At 42.7% G+C, this 17,344-nt stretch carries 12 protein-coding genes and 5 tRNA genes; all 17 read left to right on the top strand.

Features of this window, described 5'->3' with window-relative positions; genetic code table 11:
- Window positions 1-42 precede the first annotated feature (42 nt).
- The 17 genes from ACN19N_RS14310 (at window position 43) to rpoC (ending at window position 17,282) form a co-directional block, all read left to right on the top strand.
- Window positions 43-660: an FHA domain-containing protein gene (locus tag ACN19N_RS14310; RefSeq protein ID WP_269229024.1), complete on the top strand. Its 618-nt coding sequence runs from the start codon at window positions 43-45 to the stop codon at window positions 658-660.
- Window positions 661-729: 69 nt separating this feature from the next.
- Window positions 730-1,422 (top strand): phosphoglycolate phosphatase, encoded by a 693-nt coding sequence (locus ACN19N_RS14305; RefSeq protein WP_420001611.1) that lies wholly within the window; start codon window positions 730-732, stop codon window positions 1,420-1,422.
- An 82-nt stretch (window positions 1,423-1,504) separates the two neighbouring features.
- Window positions 1,505-2,998, top strand: a complete 1,494-nt coding sequence (gene trpE, locus ACN19N_RS14300; RefSeq protein WP_420001610.1) for an anthranilate synthase component I — start codon at window positions 1,505-1,507, stop codon at window positions 2,996-2,998.
- Window positions 2,999-3,097: 99 nt separating this feature from the next.
- Window positions 3,098-3,173, top strand: a tRNA-Thr gene (locus ACN19N_RS14295).
- 53 nt (window positions 3,174-3,226) lie between these two features.
- A tRNA-Tyr gene (locus ACN19N_RS14290) sits at window positions 3,227-3,310 on the top strand.
- A 33-nt stretch (window positions 3,311-3,343) separates the two neighbouring features.
- Window positions 3,344-3,419: transfer RNA gene (locus ACN19N_RS14285), tRNA-Gly, on the top strand.
- An 11-nt stretch (window positions 3,420-3,430) separates the two neighbouring features.
- Window positions 3,431-3,505 (top strand) — tRNA-Thr (locus tag ACN19N_RS14280).
- Between the two features lie 164 nt (window positions 3,506-3,669).
- Window positions 3,670-4,860 carry an elongation factor Tu gene (gene tuf / locus ACN19N_RS14275; RefSeq protein WP_269229021.1) on the top strand — a complete coding sequence of 397 codons (1,191 nt, stop codon included), beginning with the start codon at window positions 3,670-3,672 and terminating at the stop codon, window positions 4,858-4,860.
- A gap of 54 nt (window positions 4,861-4,914) precedes the next feature.
- A tRNA-Trp gene (locus ACN19N_RS14270) sits at window positions 4,915-4,990 on the top strand.
- Window positions 4,991-5,066: 76 nt separating this feature from the next.
- A complete protein-coding gene (secE, locus tag ACN19N_RS14265) occupies window positions 5,067-5,507 on the top strand; it encodes a preprotein translocase subunit SecE (protein ID WP_004659360.1) in 441 nt (146 codons plus the stop codon).
- A 7-nt stretch (window positions 5,508-5,514) separates the two neighbouring features.
- Window positions 5,515-6,048, top strand: coding sequence for a transcription termination/antitermination protein NusG (nusG, locus tag ACN19N_RS14260; RefSeq protein ID WP_004659359.1), 534 nt, complete (start codon window positions 5,515-5,517; stop codon window positions 6,046-6,048).
- A 111-nt stretch (window positions 6,049-6,159) separates the two neighbouring features.
- Window positions 6,160-6,588: a 50S ribosomal protein L11 gene (rplK, locus tag ACN19N_RS14255; protein ID WP_004637639.1), complete on the top strand. Its 429-nt coding sequence runs from the start codon at window positions 6,160-6,162 to the stop codon at window positions 6,586-6,588.
- Window positions 6,589-6,591: 3 nt separating this feature from the next.
- Complete coding sequence (rplA, locus tag ACN19N_RS14250) at window positions 6,592-7,287, top strand: 50S ribosomal protein L1 (RefSeq protein WP_269229020.1); 696 nt, start codon at window positions 6,592-6,594, stop codon at window positions 7,285-7,287.
- Window positions 7,288-7,597: 310 nt separating this feature from the next.
- Window positions 7,598-8,104, top strand: coding sequence for a 50S ribosomal protein L10 (gene rplJ, locus ACN19N_RS14245; protein ID WP_004659354.1), 507 nt, complete (start codon window positions 7,598-7,600; stop codon window positions 8,102-8,104).
- Window positions 8,105-8,152: 48 nt separating this feature from the next.
- Window positions 8,153-8,518, top strand: coding sequence for a 50S ribosomal protein L7/L12 (gene rplL, locus ACN19N_RS14240; protein ID WP_420001609.1), 366 nt, complete (start codon window positions 8,153-8,155; stop codon window positions 8,516-8,518).
- A gap of 309 nt (window positions 8,519-8,827) precedes the next feature.
- On the top strand, window positions 8,828-12,916 hold the full coding sequence (gene rpoB, locus ACN19N_RS14235) for a DNA-directed RNA polymerase subunit beta (RefSeq protein WP_004659349.1): 4,089 nt from the start codon (window positions 8,828-8,830) through the stop codon (window positions 12,914-12,916).
- A 172-nt stretch (window positions 12,917-13,088) separates the two neighbouring features.
- Complete coding sequence (rpoC, locus tag ACN19N_RS14230; RefSeq protein ID WP_269229017.1) at window positions 13,089-17,282, top strand: DNA-directed RNA polymerase subunit beta'; 4,194 nt, start codon at window positions 13,089-13,091, stop codon at window positions 17,280-17,282.
- The last annotated feature ends 62 nt before the right edge of the window (window positions 17,283-17,344 follow it).

Raw genomic sequence — 17,344 nt, 5'->3', positions numbered from 1 at the left:
CAATGTTATGATTGAAAGAAATTATGATAAGGATAAACATCTATGACTTGGAAATTACAAGCCATTACAGGTGAATTTACAGGGCAAGAGATTAGTGTTGAGCGTGATATGTTGGTGGGGCGACATCAGGATGCAGATATTTTATTGCAATCTGCGGATATTTCGCGTCGTCACGCAGCACTGCTACTCAAAGGAGAGCAGTTGTGGGTGCAAGATTTAAATTCTTCAAACGGTACGTTTATTAATGATACCCGTGTTGAACAAGAAGCTGCTTTAAATGATGGCGATATTTTACAATTCGCGAGTTTTGTATTTTTAGTTTTGGCAATTGTGCCAACACTTACAGAGCTACCAGAAATTGAAGTTGAGCCAGTAACGGCAACGAAGCACGATGCGGGCATGCCAACGCTTGCAGAGCGAGCTTCGGAAACTTCGATTAATCGAGATGGTATGCCGCAACAAGTTGGCATTCCAAAACCGGCACCAATTCCTGAAGGTATTGATGTTCAGGCTGCTGCTGAACAGCAACCGATCGCGATTGAAGAACCTATTTCTCGTGTCCAACAAGAAATTGAACAGCAAAAAAATGCATCGATTGGTTTAATTTCAATTGTTGTGCTCATCATTTTAGCTGTGATTGCTTGGTTATTCTTTAAATAATTATATTAAGCTTTTACAATCAAGGCATGCTCACATGGGCGTGCCTTTTTATTTCTTGAGTCGAAATCAATGTCTGTTGCTCAGTTACAACAACGAAATTTAATTTTATTTGATCTGGATGGGACACTTGTGGATTCGGCAGCTGATTTATATCGAGCAATGAATCTCAGTTTGGAAAAGCTGGCATTACCATTCGTAACAGAGGTGCAAATTCGAGCTTGGGTAGGCAAGGGTGCGGCTAAACTATGTGAGACTGTTTTGGAGCATTTGTTTGGGCAGATTGATGCCCAGCAGCAGAAGCAGTTGCTTGATACTTTTGTTGAGATTTATGAACAAGAATTATGTGTAAACACCAAAGTGTATGAAGGTGTTTTACCATTTTTGGATTACTGCCAAGAGCATAATATTACGATGGCTTGCGTAACTAATAAACCAGAGCATTTAGCGCAAGGTATCCTCAATATTTTGCAGTTAAGTCCATATTTTAAGATGGTGGTTGGTGGTGATAGTTTAGCTGAACGTAAACCCCATCCATTGCCTTTACTACACTGTATGCAGCAGCAAAATATTATAGCCTCACAAACTTTGATGATTGGTGATTCAAGTAATGATGTGGAAGCCGCCAGACGTGCAGGTATTGATTGTATTGTGGTCAGCTATGGCTATAATCATGGGGAAAGTATCTATGACTGTCAGCCACAGCAAGTGGTCGATAGTTTGGCAGAATTGATAGAATATGATTTAGTCAGGAGACAAGCATGAAGTTTGTTATGGTTTTTCGATGGCGGGCTTGAAAAGGCACTACTGAAAAAACGCGCAGAAATTAAAACCATAGAGAAGATTCATGACGACCTTAGTACAATTTGAGCAATTAAAATCAGCAGGCTATAACACCATTCCTGTGTATCGCCAACGTTTAGCAGATACAGAAACCCCACTTTCTGTTTTTGCACGTTTTAAAGAACAAAAACAAGCTTATCTCTTTGAGTCCGTTGAAGGGGGCGAGAATTGGGCGCGCTATTCAATGATTGGTTTAGGGGAGTCGATTGTTTTTTCCTGTAATGCAGGTGTATTGACCATTCAGCAAGCTGATGGCTCGCTTCGCCAGCAAGACTGCGCTGATCCATTTCAGTATATCCGCGATTTTCAAAGTCAATTCAAAGTGCCAACTCAAGCTGAATTGCCTGAGTTACCAAGTTTTACTGGTGGCTTGGTTGGGTATCTGGGGTATGACTCGGTACGTTATATTGAACCAAAACTTAAAAACGTTCCCTCAGCTGATCCTGTGACCTTGCCAGATCTTTGGTTAATGTTGTCTCAAACCGTGATTGTGTTTGATAATTTAAAGGATACTTTGTTTTTAATTCATCATGCAGATTCGAGTGAGCCTGATGCTTATAATAAGGCTCAGCAGAAGCTGGATCAACTTGAGCAGTTGCTCGCTACGCCTGTCAGCTTACAAGCGAAACCTCATACTGCACCATATTTCGAATCCATTACGGGTAAAGAAAAGTTTTTAGAAACCGTTGAGAAAGTAAAAGAGTATATCCGTGCAGGCGATGTGATGCAGGTTGTGCCTGGTCAACGTATGGTATCTGACTTTGATGGTGAGGCTTTACAAGTTTATCGTGCATTGCGCCATCTCAATCCATCGCCGTATTTGTTTCTAGTGCAAGGACAAACCCTGACGGATCAAAAGCCCTTTCATATTGTGGGTTCTTCGCCAGAAATTCTTTCACGCTTAGAAAATGGTATTGCAACAGTACGTCCTTTGGCTGGAACACGACCACGTGGTAAAACTAAGGAAGAAGATCTTGCCTTGGAGCAAGATTTACTCGCAGATGAAAAAGAGATTGCTGAACATTTAATGTTGATTGATCTTGGGCGTAATGATGTTGGGCGAGTTTCTAAAATTGGTAAAGTACAAGTGACTGATCGTATGGTGATTGAGCGTTATTCTCATGTTATGCATATCGTGTCTAATGTGCAGGGTGAAGTACGTGATGATGTGGATGCCTTAGATGTGTTTAAAGCAACCTTTCCTGCTGGAACACTTTCAGGTGCACCAAAAATCCGTGCTATGGAAATTATTGATGAAGTAGAACCCGTAAAACGTGGTGTATTTGGTGGTGCTGTAGGTTATTTAGGCTGGCATGGTGAAATGGACATGTCGATTGCGATTCGTACCTGTGTGATTCGTGATAAAAAGGTCTATGTACAGGCTGGGGCAGGCTTAGTTGCAGACTCAAATCCTGAATCAGAGTGGAATGAAACCCAAATAAAAGCTCGCGCAGTGATCAAAGCGGTTGAATTATCATCAAACGGATTGATTTTATGAGTTTTTAACGGTTTTTTTGAAAAAACCACTTGCATCGATTCAGAGTTTTGCTAAACTGCACACCGTTCCGATACGAAACGTACGAAACACTAAGAAAGAGCCGGCATAGCTCAGTTGGTAGAGCAACTGACTTGTAATCAGTAGGTCCACAGTTCGAATCCGTGTGCCGGCACCATCTTAAAAGTGTGGTAGTATAGAGTAAGGAACAGCACTGTGTAAGTGTGATATGGTGAGATTCCCGAGCGGCCAAAGGGGGCAGACTGTAACTCTGCTACGAAAGTTTCGAAGGTTCGAATCCTTCTCTCACCACCATCTAACTTCGATTGAAGTGGTAAGTACCAACATGCGGGAGTAACTCAGTTGGTAGAGTGGCAGCCTTCCAAGCTGCATGTCGCGAGTTCGATCCTCGTCTCCCGCTCCATCGAAGATGTCGCTCTTATAGCTCAGTGGTAGAGCACTCCCTTGGTAAGGGAGAGGTCTCGAGTTCAAATCTCGATAAGAGCTCCAGATATACAGCTTAGTAGAATTTCTACAAAATTTTTAAAGAAGCAGGCTATTATAGTCTGCTTTTCAAGTATTGGGTGTCTAGTTTTTTAGGCGAATGTCGATAAAGAAAGTTTTTCAGGGTTGTTTTTCTCTAAACTGGTGTCGACGTAAACGAGGAAAATCAAATGGCTAAGGCTAAGTTTGAACGTAATAAACCACACGTAAACGTGGGTACAATTGGTCACGTTGACCATGGTAAAACAACTTTAACTGCTGCGATTGCAACTATTTGTGCAAAAACTTACGGCGGTGAAGCGAAAGATTACTCACAAATCGACTCAGCTCCTGAAGAAAAAGCACGTGGTATTACAATTAATACTTCACACGTAGAATACGATTCTCCAATCCGTCACTACGCTCACGTAGACTGTCCTGGTCACGCCGATTATGTTAAAAACATGATTACTGGTGCTGCTCAGATGGATGGCGCGATCCTTGTGTGTGCTGCGACTGATGGTCCAATGCCACAAACTCGTGAACACATCCTTCTTTCACGTCAGGTTGGTGTACCATTTATTCTTGTATTCCTTAACAAGTGTGACCTTGTTGATGATGAAGAATTACTTGAATTAGTAGAAATGGAAGTTCGTGAACTTCTTTCTACTTATGACTTCCCAGGTGATGACACTCCAATCATCCGTGGTTCAGCGCTTCAAGCGTTAAACGGTAATGATGGTCCTTACGGTGAAGCATCAGTTCTTGCACTTGTTGAAGCGCTTGACTCTTACATCCCAGAACCAGAACGTGCAATCGACAAAGCATTCTTAATGCCAATCGAAGATGTATTCTCTATTTCTGGCCGTGGTACTGTTGTAACAGGTCGTGTTGAGTCTGGTATCGTTAAAGTTGGTGAAACAGTTGAGATCGTTGGTATCCGTGACACAGTTGTAACGACTGTAACTGGCGTAGAAATGTTCCGTAAACTTCTTGACGAAGGTCGTGCGGGCGAGAACTGTGGTGTTCTTCTACGTGGTACTAAGCGTGAAGACGTACAACGTGGTCAAGTACTTGCTAAACCAGGTACAATCAAGCCACACACTAAATTCGATGCAGAAGTATACGTACTTTCTAAAGAAGAAGGTGGTCGTCATACTCCATTCCTTAACGGTTACCGTCCACAGTTCTACTTCCGTACAACTGACGTAACTGGCGCAATCAAGTTACAAGAAGGCGTAGAAATGGTTATGCCTGGTGACAACGTTGAAATGTCAGTAGAATTAATCCACCCGATCGCAATGGACCCAGGTCTACGTTTTGCGATCCGTGAAGGTGGTCGTACTGTAGGTGCTGGTGTTGTTGCTAAAGTAACTGCATAAGCCCAATATTGTATTACATTCAAATCGGAAGCTTCGGCTTTCGATTTGCTTCATAGGCTAGTAGTTCAATTGGTAGAGCGTCGGTCTCCAAAACCGAATGTTGGGGGTTCGAGTCCCTCCTGGCCTGCCACTTTTTTTAAATAAAAAAGCTTAATTCTGGCTAAGTTGTCATATAATAATTCGCGAATTCTACGACGAGTAAAAAAATGTCGAATGATAAATCGCGTGACGCATTAAGCGACGCGCCAATCCCTCAAAGAAATAATGCTGCAGAAGTTATAAATGCAAGTTCTCCGCTTGATATTGTCTTGTGGTTAATTGCAATTGTTTTGTTAGTTGGTTCAGCATTGGTAAATCAACATTTACCAGCCTATTGGGCACCTGCAAATGATATTTGGGTGCGCGTTGGGGTAATTTTGGCTTGTGTCGTCGTCGCTTTAGGTTTATTATACGCCACCCATCAAGGCAAAGGCTTTGTGCGTTTGTTGCAAGATGCGCGAATTGAACTGCGTCGAGTGACTTGGCCAACAAAACAAGAGACGATCACGACATCGTGGCAGGTGCTTTTGGTTGTGGTTGTTGCATCATTGGTTTTATGGTGTTTCGATTACGGGTTAGGTTGGTTTATTAAGTTAATTATCGGGTAAGAGTGCGATGAAACGTTGGTATATTATTCATGCCTATTCAGGTTTTGAAAAACAAGTGATGCGTTCACTTAATGACCGAATCCAGCGCAGCACTGTTGCTGATAGTTTTGGTGAAGTCCTTGTTCCTACTGAAGAAGTAGTGGAAATGAAGGATGGTAAGAAGCGTAAGTCTGAGCGTAAATTCTTTCCTGGCTATGTATTAGTTGAAATGGAAATGAATGATGATACTTGGCACATCGTTAAAGAGTGTCCAAAGGTTCTAGGTTTTATTGGTGGTACACCAGAAAAACCAGCGCCAATTTCTCAACGTGAAGCTGATGCAATTCTTGCACGTGTACGTAATACAGGTGAAGCACCTCGTCCTAAGACAATGTTTGAGCCTGGTGAAGAATTACTTGTAGTTGATGGTCCGTTCACTGACTTTAAAGGGGTCGTGGAGGAAGTACAATACGAAAAGTCACGTTTAACGTTGACGATTAATGTATTTAATCGACCAACGCAAGTTGAACTCGAGTTTCGACAAGTCGAAAAAACGATTTAATTTGAGTTGGTTGGTAAGCGCCCGATTTGATCGGGCATTGTTGTTGTAACACTTCGGTGTTGTTTAATTTTTTGGGGAGCCTAGCGGCGCTGTACCCAGAGGTAATTTTCAATGGCTAAGAAGATTGACGGCTATATCAAGCTGCAAGTTCCAGCTGGTAAAGCAAATCCATCTCCACCAATTGGTCCTGCTTTAGGTCAACGTGGTGTAAACATCATGGCATTCTGTAAAGAATTCAATGCTGCTACACAAAAACTTGAAGTTGGCTTGCCAATTCCTGTCGTGATCACTGTGTACAACGATAAGTCGTTCACATTCATCATGAAAACTCCACCTGCATCTATTCTTCTTAAGAAAGCTGCTGGTATTCAAAAGGGTTCTTCTGTACCTAACAAAACTAAAGTTGGTAAGTTGACTCGTGCTCAATTAGAAGAAATTGCGACTACTAAAGAACCAGATTTAACTGGTGCTGATTTAGACGCTCGTGTGCGTACCATTGCTGGTTCTGCACGTTCTATGGGCTTGGAAGTGGAGCTATAAGACATGGCAAAGTTAACTAAACGTCAAAAAGCCATTGCTGCTGCTGTAGAAGCAAACAAAGTTTATACTTTGGAAGAAGCAGTACAGGTTCTTAACAGCCTTCCAGCTGCGAAGTTCAAAGAATCATTAGACATCTCTGTAAACCTTGGTGTTGATCCACGTAAATCTGATCAGGTTGTTCGTGGTGCGACGACTTTACCTGCGGGTACTGGTAAAACTGTACGTGTTGCAGTATTTGCTCAAGGTGCTGCTGCTGAAGCTGCGAAAGCTGCTGGTGCTGATGTTGTTGGATTTGATGATCTTGCTGAAAGCATTCAAGGTGGAAACCTTGATTTTGACGTCGTAATTGCTGCTCCTGATGCAATGCGTGTTGTTGGTAAGTTGGGTACAATTCTTGGTCCACGTGGCTTAATGCCAAACCCTAAAGTGGGTACAGTGACTCCAGATGTTGCTAATGCAGTTAAAAATGCTAAATCTGGTCAGGCACGTTACCGTGTAGACAAGGGTGGTATCATCCATGCTGCAATCGGTCAACTTGGCTTTAGCGAAGAAGCTGTGCGTCAAAACGTTGAAACTTTAATTGCAGATTTAAAACGTTTAAAACCTGCAACGTCTAAAGGTGTATACGTTAAGAAGATCACTTTGAGCTCAACTATGGGTCCTGGTTTGATCGTTGACGTAAACAACGTTTCTAAGTAATTAGAAAGAATTTTAAAGCCCTGAAAGGCTCCCTCTCTTTATAAGAGAGGGTTGGTGAGAGGTTTTATACCCTCATGCCTACCTTCTCCCTGAGGGAGAAGGGGTTTTTAGGCAAACTTTGAATTGATAAATGAAGGTTTATCAGCGTCAAAGACCTCAGGCGAGGCAGTTCTTAGGATTTGCTTCTTAAAATACCAGTCTGAGTAGACGCGGTGGTGTGATTTGTTGCTCCTCCGCGTGTAAGTCGAAAGACTTACGAATTGGGAGTGTACCTGTGTAGGTACATAAATCACCGTTAGGAGGTTTTACGATGGCTCTTCTTATCGAAGACAAAAAACAGATCGTTGCTGAAGTAACTGAAGTTGCTTCTACAGCGTTCGCTGCCGTTGTTGCTGACTACCAAGGTTTAACGGTTGAGCAATTAACTGCTCTTCGTGTTGAAGCTCGTAAACTAGGTGTTGCTACACGTGTTGTACGTAATACTTTAGCTAAACGTGCTCTTCAAGATACGCAATTCTCTATCTTGAATGACAATCTTGTTGGTCCAACAATCTTAGCATTCTCAACTTCTGAAGACGATATGGGTGCAGCTGCACGCTTGTTCGAAGAATTTGCTAAAACTAACAAAGCATTTGAATTAAAAGCTGCTGCATTTGACGGCAAACTTTATCAAGGTGAAGAAGTTAGTATTATTGCGAACCTTCCGAACCACGAAAAAGCGCTTACTATGCTTGCCTCTGTTCTTCAAGCTCCTATTTCGAAATTGGGTCGTTTACTTACAGCGCTCCAAGAGAAAAACGAGTCAGAAGCTGCTTAAGCTTAAATCTACTTTCACACCATTCAATATCCATTTGGAGTTATTCTCATGGCTTTAACAAACGAACAAATCTTAGACGCAGTTGCTGAATTAAAAGTTATCGAACTTGTTGACTTAATCAAAGCATTTGAAGAGCGTTTCAACGTATCTGCTGCTGCTGTAGCTGTAGCTGCTGGTCCTGCTGCTGCTGTTGTTGAAGAACAAACTGAATTCAACGTTGAGTTGACTTCTTTCGGTGCTAACAAAGTTGCTGTAATTAAAGCAGTTCGTGAAGCTACTGGCCTTGGTCTTAAAGAAGCTAAAGATCTTGTTGAAGGCGCTCCTGCAGTTCTTAAAGAAGGCGTTTCTAAAGAAGACGGCGAAGAACTTAAGAAGAAGCTTGAAGAAGCTGGTGCTACAGTTACACTTAAGTAATGCTGTAGGGAGTCGATTTTTTCAAAATCGGCTCCAAAAAATGGCTGATGGCTCTTGGGTCATCAGCCTTTTTGCGTTACAATAATCGGCTCGTTTTTTGATAGTTTTACGTTTATTGTGCGTATTATTTAAACAAAATTCATGAAATCAAACGCTTACCAATATTTTTTTGCTTATAAAAATATTGTTAAGCGTTTTAATACCACTAAAAATTGCAGCATTTGTAAACAGTGGTGGCCATATCGGCCTGCGTAATTCCTTCTAGACCCGTTCTGCAGGCGGGTTTAGTTTACTTTCCGAGGACTCCAGATGGCATACTCATATACCGAAAAGAAACGGATCCGTAAGAATTTTGGTAAATTGCCCCACGTAATGGAAGCACCGTACTTACTGTCGATTCAGGTCGATTCGTACCGTACATTCTTACAAGGCGGTAAAACTCCAAAAAATCGCGAAGATATCGGTCTCCAAGCCGCATTTCGTTCAGTTTTTCCTATTGAAAGTTATTCTGGCAATGCTGCTTTAGAATTTGTTGAGTATAGTCTTGGTAAGCCTGAGTTTGACGTACGTGAATGTATTTTACGTGGTTCAACTTATGCAGCACCAATGCGCGTAAAAATTCGTTTGATCATTAAAGATCGTGAAACGAAATCAATTAAAGACGTGCGTGAACAAGAAGTATACATGGGTGAAATGCCGCTCATGACTGATAACGGTACTTTCGTTATCAACGGTACTGAGCGTGTCATCGTATCTCAATTACACCGTTCACCAGGCGTATTCTTTGACCATGACAAGGGTAAAACCCACTCAAGTGGTAAAGTGTTGTATTCAGCACGTATTATTCCTTACCGTGGTTCATGGCTAGATTTTGAATTTGATGCTAAAGATTTAGTATTCGTACGTATTGACCGTCGTCGTAAGCTGCTTGCAACGGTGATTCTACGTGCCTTGAATTACAGCAATGAACAAATCTTGAATTTGTTCTATGAAAAAGTACCTGTATATCTTGATATGGGTAGCTATCAAATTGATCTTGTTCCAGATCGCTTACGTGGTGAAATGGCACAATTTGATATCTTAGACAATGATGGTAAAGCGATCGTTGAACAAGGTAAACGTATTAATGCACGTCACGTACGTCAAATGGAAGCTGCGAACTTAGCCAAGCTTTCTGTACCTGATGAATATTTATATGAGCGTATTACAGCTGAAGATATCACACTGAAAAGTGGTGATGTGATTCCTGCGAATACCGTTCTTAGCCATGACATCATGGTGAAGATCGCTGAAGGTGGTGTTAAACAGTTTAACATCCTGTTCACGAACGACATCGATCGTGGTCCTTTCGTTGCAGATACATTGCGTGCGGATACAACAACAGGTCGTGAAGAAGCACTTGTTGAAATCTATAAAGTAATGCGTCCAGGCGAGCCGCCAACGAAAGAAGCTGCTGAAAACTTATTCAACAACTTATTCTTCTCTTCTGAGCGTTATGACCTTTCTCCAGTAGGTCGTATGAAGTTCAACCGTCGTTTGGGTCGTCCTTACGAAGTCGGTACTGACCAGAAGTCACGTGAAGTTGAAGGTATTCTGTCACACGACGATATTATTGATGTATTACGTACATTAGTAGAAATTCGTAACGGTAAAGGTGAAGTCGACGATATCGATCACTTGGGTAACCGTCGTGTACGTTCTGTTGGTGAAATGACAGAAAACCAATTCCGTGTTGGTTTAGTTCGTGTTGAACGTGCTGTGAAAGAGCGTTTAAGCCAAGCAGAAACAGATAACTTGTCTCCGCAAGATTTAATCAACGCGAAACCAGTTGCTGCCGCAATCAAAGAATTCTTTGGTTCAAGCCAATTGTCTCAGTTCATGGACCAAAACAATCCATTGTCTGAAATTACACACAAACGTCGTGTATCTGCGCTTGGTCCTGGTGGTTTGACACGTGAACGCGCGGGCTTCGAAGTACGTGACGTACATCAAACTCACTATGGTCGTGTTTGTCCAATTGAAACGCCTGAAGGTCCAAACATTGGTTTGATCAACTCGCTTTCTGTCTATGCAAAAGCGAATGACTTCGGTTTCTTGGAAACACCATATCGTAAAGTTGTTGATGGTCGTGTGACTGATGAAGTTGAATACTTATCTGCAATTGAAGAAGTAGGGACTGTTATTGCACAGGCCGATTCTGCAGTGGATAAAGATGGTACTTTAACTGAAGAAATGGTTTCTGTACGTCATCAAGGTGACTTCGTTCGTATGTCGCCTGAGCGCGTAACGCATATGGACGTTTCTGCTCAACAGGTTGTATCTGTAGCAGCATCATTGATTCCATTCCTTGAACACGATGATGCGAACCGTGCATTGATGGGTTCAAACATGCAACGTCAGGCTGTTCCTACCTTGCGTGCTGACAAGCCGCTTGTTGGTACCGGTATGGAAGCAAACGTAGCACGTGACTCTGGTGTGTGTGTGATCGCTGACCGTGGTGGTGCGATTGAATATGTTGATGCATCTCGTATCGTTATTCGTGTCAACGAAGATGAAATGATCGCGGGTGAAGCGGGTGTAGATATCTATAACCTGATCAAATATACACGTTCAAACCAAAATACATGTATCAACCAAAACGTTATCGTAAACTTGGGTGACAAAGTTGCTCGTGGCGATATCTTGGCTGACGGTCCATCGACTGACATGGGTGAACTTGCGCTTGGTCAAAACATGCGCGTCGCGTTCATGACATGGAACGGTTATAACTACGAAGACTCGATCTTACTTTCTGAGCGTGTTCTTCAAGAAGACCGTTTAACGTCAATTCACATTCAAGAATTGTCATGTGTAGCACGTGATACTAAGTTAGGCGCAGAAGAAATTACTGCCGATATTCCTAACGTTGGTGAAGCTGCACTGTCTAAATTGGATGAGTCAGGTATTGTTTATATCGGTGCTGAAGTGACTGCAGGTGACATCCTTGTTGGTAAGGTAACGCCTAAAGGTGAAACTCAGTTAACACCTGAAGAAAAATTACTTCGCGCAATCTTTGGTGAAAAAGCGGCTGACGTAAAAGACTCGTCTTTACGTGTTCCGTCTGGTACCAAAGGTACGGTGATTGACGTTCAAGTCTTCACACGTGATGGTTTAGAAAAAGATGAACGTGCTCAAGCAATTGAGAAAGCTCAGCTTGACGCATACCGTAAAGACTTGAAAGAAGAATACAAAATCTTCGAAGAAGCAGCACGTGAACGTATTGTTCGTTTGTTGAAAGGTCAAGAATCTAACGGTGGTGGTTCAACTAAACGCGGTGATAAACTTTCTGAAGACGTATTGTCTGGTTTAGAGCTTGTTGATTTACTTGAAATCCAGCCAAATGATGAAGCAATTGCTGAGCGTTTAACTCAAATTCAAGTGTTCTTGAAAGAGAAGAGTTACGAGATTGACGAGAAGTTTGCTGAGAAGAAGCGTAAACTTTCTACAGGTGATGAGTTAACAACTGGCGTATTGAAAGTTGTTAAGGTTTACCTTGCAGTTAAACGTCGTATCCAGCCTGGTGATAAGATGGCGGGTCGTCACGGTAATAAGGGTGTTGTATCAAACATCTTGCCAGTTGAAGACATGCCACATGATGCCAATGGTGTACCAGTCGACATCGTATTGAACCCACTAGGTGTACCGTCACGTATGAACGTGGGTCAGATTCTTGAGACTCACTTGGGTATGGCGGCGAAAGGTCTTGGCGATAAGATCGAAAAAATGTTGAAAGAACAACGTACAGTGATTGAACTGCGTGAATTCTTAGACAAGATTTATAACAAGGTTGGTGGTGAGCAGGAAGAGCTTGATAGCTTGACTGACGCAGAAATCTTGGCGCTTTCAGGTAACTTACGTGCTGGTGTTCCATTAGCGACTCCTGTATTTGATGGTGCTGAAGAAAGCCAGATCAAAGACTTACTTGAATTGGCAGACATTTCTCGTACAGGTCAAACAGTATTGTTTGATGGTCGTACAGGTGAACAGTTTGACCGTCCTGTAACTGTAGGTTACATGTACATGCTCAAATTGAACCACTTGGTTGATGATAAGATGCATGCGCGTTCAACGGGTTCTTACTCACTTGTGACTCAACAGCCGCTTGGTGGTAAAGCACAATTCGGTGGTCAGCGTTTCGGTGAGATGGAAGTATGGGCACTTGAAGCATACGGTGCTGCATATACGCTCCAAGAAATGCTTACAGTGAAGTCGGATGACGTCGAAGGTCGTACACGCATCTATAAGAATATTGTAGATGGAAACCATTATATGGATCCGGGTATGCCTGAATCGTTCAACGTATTGACCAAAGAGATCCGTTCTTTAGGTATCAACATTGAACTGAAAAATGGTGACTAATTAGTTCCATTTAATCCCCCCAACCCCCTTTGAGAAAGGGGGAGCTCCCACTTTAAAAGAGTAGGAGCTTCCCTCCTTAGAAAAAGGAGGGATTGAGGGAGGATTGTTCAGTAAAAACAATATTTGTGACCCAGTCGGGTGAGCGTAGCTCCTCGACACACGGAGAAAAAAATTGAAAGACTTGCTCGATATCATGCGTAAGAAAACGGATTCAGAAGGTCATGCACCTGTTGAATTTGACCGTATCCGTATTGGTCTTGCGTCACCAGAGATGATTAAGTCATGGTCTCACGGTGAAGTTAAAAAGCCTGAAACCATTAACTACCGTACTTTTAAACCTGAACGTGACGGTTTGTTCTGTGCCAAAATTTTTGGTCCAGTAAAAGATTATGAATGCTTGTGTGGTAAATACAAGCGTATGAAATATAAAGGCGTCATTTGTGAAAAATGTGGCGTTGAAGTAACAACTGCAAAAGTTCGTCGTGAGCGTATGGGTCATATTGACCTTGCTTCTCCAGTTGCACACATCTGGTTCTTGAAATCATTACCGAGCCGTATCGGTTTACTACTTGATATGACACTACGTGATATCGAGCGCGTATTGTATTTCGAATCTTATGTTGTTACTGATCCTGGTATGACTCCATTTGAAAAGTATCAACTTTTAACAGACGAAGAATACTACAATGCACTTGAAGAACACGGTGATGAATTCACTGCGAAAATGGGTGCAGAAGCAGTTCAGGATTTATTAAAAGATATCGATCTTGAAGCTGAGATTGCGCGTTTACGTGAAGAAATTCCACAAACAACGTCTGAGACGAAACTTAAAAAAGCGTCTAAGCGTTTGAAATTGATGGAAGCATTCAAAGACTCGAACAATAAGCCTGAATGGATGGTGATGAACGTACTGCCAGTACTTCCACCAGACTTACGTCCGCTTGTACCACTTGAAGGTGGTCGTTTCGCGACTTCAGACTTGAACGATTTATATCGTCGTGTGATTAACCGTAACAACCGTTTGAAGCGTCTTCTTGACCTTGCTGCGCCAGACATCATCGTACGTAACGAAAAACGTATGTTACAAGAGTCTGTTGATGCGTTGCTTGATAACGGTCGTCGTGGTCGTGCGATTACAGGTTCGAACAAACGTCCATTGAAATCTTTGGCAGATATGATCAAAGGTAAACAAGGTCGTTTCCGTCAAAACTTACTTGGTAAGCGTGTTGACTATTCTGGTCGTTCGGTAATTACCGTAGGTCCTACTTTACGTCTTCACCAATGTGGTCTTCCGAAGAAGATGGCACTTGAACTCTTCAAGCCATTTATTTTCGCGAAACTACAAGCATCTGGCCAGGCAACAACCATTAAAGCTGCGAAGAAAATGGTTGAGCGTGAAACCCCAGAAGTTTGGGACGTTCTTGCTTCTGTAATTCGTCAACATCCAGTCATGTTGAACCGTGCGCCAACACTTCACCGTTTAGGTCTTCAAGCATTTGAACCTATTCTGATTGAAGGTAAAGCGATCCGTCTTCACCCACTCGTATGTGCTGCGTTTAACGCCGACTTCGATGGTGACCAAATGGCGGTACACGTTCCATTGACACTTGAAGCACAGTTAGAAGCGCGTGCGTTGATGATGTCAACCAACAACATCTTGTCACCTGCAAACGGTGAGCCAATCATCGTTCCTTCTCAGGACGTTGTCTTGGGTCTTTACTACATCACACGTGATGCGGTAAATGCCAAAGGTGAAGGCATGGTGTTTGCGGATACACACGAAGTTAACCGTGCGTTGGCAACGGGTAAAGTTGCGATCCATGCGCGTGTAAAAGTACGTGTACACCAAACTGTTATTGATGAAAACGGTAACCATGAAAAGCAAACCATCATTGTTGATACAACACCAGGTCGTTGCTTGTTATGGGAAGTTGTTCCACAAGGTTTAAGCTTTGAATCGATCAACCTTGAGATGACCAAGAAAAACATCTCGAAGTTAATCAACTCTTGCTATCGTAAACTTGGTTTGAAAGATACCGTTATCTTCGCTGACCAATTGATGTATTTGGGCTTCCGTCAAGCGACGCGTTCAGGTGTATCAGTCGGTATGGAAGATATGTTGATTCCACCAAATAAGCACACCATTATCGACAAAGCTGAAACTGAAGTTCGTGAAATCGAACAACAGTTTGAACAAGGCTTCGTTACTGCGGGTGAGCGCTATAACAAAGTGGTCGATATTTGGGCTCGTACCAATGACCAAGTTGCGAAAGCGATGATGGACAACTTGTCTTATACCCTTGTGAAAAACAAACAAGGTGAAGACGAGAAACAGAAGTCATTCAACTCAATTTATATGATGTCTGACTCGGGTGCCCGTGGTAGTGCGGCGCAGATTCGTCAGCTTGCTGGTATGCGTGGTTTGATGGCGAAGCCAGATGGCTCGATCATTGAGACCCCAATTAAAGCAAACTTCCGTGAAGGTTTGACAGTACTTCAGTACTTCATCTCAACACACGGTGCGCGTAAAGGTTTGGCCGATACCGCATTGAAAACTGCGAACTCTGGTTACTTGACTCGTCGTCTTGTAGACGTAGCACAAGATTTAGTTATTACTGAATCTGATTGTGGTACAGCGGGTGGCTTAGTGATGACACCATTCATTCAAGGTGGTGACGTGATCGAGCCATTACGCGATCGCGTATTGGGTCGTGTAACTGCTGAAGATGTACGTCGTGCATCTGATGATGAAGTTGTACTTCCACGTGGTACGTTAATTGACGAGAAAATTGCTGCTGAGCTTGAAGAAGCGGGTGTCGATGAAGTTAAAGTACGTTCAGTAATTGCATGTGAATCGACATTCGGTGTATGTGCGCGTTGTTATGGTCGTGACCTTGCACGTGGTCACTTGGTGAACCCAGGTGAATCAGTGGGTGTAATGGCTGCACAATCAATTGGTGAGCCAGGTACACAGTTAACGATGCGTACCTTCCACGTGGGTGGTGCTGCAAGCCGAACTTCTGCTGCAAACAGTGTTCAAGTACGTAACAAAGGTACTGTACGTTTCCATAACGTGAAAACTGTACAACATGCCAAAGGTCACTTAGTGTCAGTTTCACGTTCAGGTGAAATCGGTATTGCGGATGATTTAGGTCGTGAGCGTGAGCGCTATAAACTTCCTTACGGTGCAAGCATCTTGTTGAAAGATGGTGAAGCTGTAGAAGCTGGCGGTATCGTGGCGACTTGGGATCCACATACACATCCACTTGTTACCGAAGTTGCTGGTAAAGCGCGTTTCAGCCAGATCGCTGATGGCGTAACTGCAACATCGAAAACTGATGATGCAACGGGTATGACTACTGTTGAAATCTTGCCTGTAACAGCTCGTCCTGCTTCTGGTAAAGATTTACGTCCTGCAATTGTGTTGGATACAACAGATGGTGGCGAACAATTCTACTTCTTACCTCAAAATACGATCGTAACCGTTCGTGATGGCGCAACGATTGGTGTGGGTGATGTACTTGGTCGTGTACCACAAGAAACTTCACGTACCCGTGATATTACCGGTGGTCTTCCACGCGTAGCTGACTTATTTGAAGCACGTAAACCGAAAGAACACGCGATTCTTGCAGAAGTATCAGGTGTTGTGAGCTTTGGTAAAGAGACTAAAGGTAAGAACCGCTTAGTGATTAGCCCTGATGATGGTTCTGAGATCTACGAAGAATTGATTCCAAAATGGCGTACCATTAACGTGTTCGAAGGTGAACATGTGAACCGTGGTGAAACCATTTCTGATGGTCCACAAAACCCACATGACATCTTGCGTTTGAAAGGTGAAGTTGCATTAACCAACTACATCGTGAACGAAGTTCAAGACGTTTACCGTCTCCAAGGTGTAAAAATCAACGATAAGCACATTGAAGTTGTTGTACGTCAAATGTTGCGTAAAGTTGATATCACTGATGGCGGTGATACAAGCTTCATCAAAGGCGAACAAGTGGATTACATCCGCGTTGTTCAAGAGAACCAAGCTGTCTTGGCTCAGAACAAGTTCCCAGCGAAGTTTGAACGTCAATTGATGGGTATCACCAAAGCGTCGCTTTCTACTGACTCATTCATCTCTGCTGCATCGTTCCAGGAAACAACACGCGTGTTAACTGAAGCTGCTGTAACAGGTAAAGAAGATGATTTACGCGGCTTGAAAGAAAACGTTGTTGTAGGTCGTCTGATCCCAGCAGGTACGGGTCTTGCGTATCATTTAGAACGTCGTCGTCAAGAATCTGAAGCTGCTGAATTTGAACTTCACAATGATTTCAGTGAAGTTGATCAAGCATTTAGTCAAGCATTAAACTCAGATCAGTTCTAAGTCTTAACGAATTAAAAAAGGCACCTTAGGGTGCCTTTTTTATGTTTGAAAATAGCAAAATG

Source organism: Acinetobacter sp. LF10, assembly GCF_048585715.1.
GTDB lineage: Bacteria > Pseudomonadota > Gammaproteobacteria > Pseudomonadales > Moraxellaceae > Acinetobacter.
The sequence above is the reverse complement of the archived record's forward strand: the minus strand, read 5'-3'. Positions and strand labels throughout refer to the sequence as shown.

Coding starts and splice junctions, on each gene's coding strand:
- tuf (WP_269229021.1), top strand. CDS start 3,670: ATGGCTAAGGCTAAGTTTGAACGTAATAAACCACACGTAAACGTGGGT.
- rpoB (WP_004659349.1), top strand. CDS start 8,828: ATGGCATACTCATATACCGAAAAGAAACGGATCCGTAAGAATTTTGGT.
- rplL (WP_420001609.1), top strand. CDS start 8,153: ATGGCTTTAACAAACGAACAAATCTTAGACGCAGTTGCTGAATTAAAA.
- trpE (WP_420001610.1), top strand. CDS start 1,505: ATGACGACCTTAGTACAATTTGAGCAATTAAAATCAGCAGGCTATAAC.
- ACN19N_RS14305 (WP_420001611.1), top strand. CDS start 730: ATGTCTGTTGCTCAGTTACAACAACGAAATTTAATTTTATTTGATCTG.
- rplA (WP_269229020.1), top strand. CDS start 6,592: ATGGCAAAGTTAACTAAACGTCAAAAAGCCATTGCTGCTGCTGTAGAA.
- rplK (WP_004637639.1), top strand. CDS start 6,160: ATGGCTAAGAAGATTGACGGCTATATCAAGCTGCAAGTTCCAGCTGGT.
- secE (WP_004659360.1), top strand. CDS start 5,067: ATGTCGAATGATAAATCGCGTGACGCATTAAGCGACGCGCCAATCCCT.
- ACN19N_RS14310 (WP_269229024.1), top strand. CDS start 43: ATGACTTGGAAATTACAAGCCATTACAGGTGAATTTACAGGGCAAGAG.
- nusG (WP_004659359.1), top strand. CDS start 5,515: ATGAAACGTTGGTATATTATTCATGCCTATTCAGGTTTTGAAAAACAA.
- rplJ (WP_004659354.1), top strand. CDS start 7,598: ATGGCTCTTCTTATCGAAGACAAAAAACAGATCGTTGCTGAAGTAACT.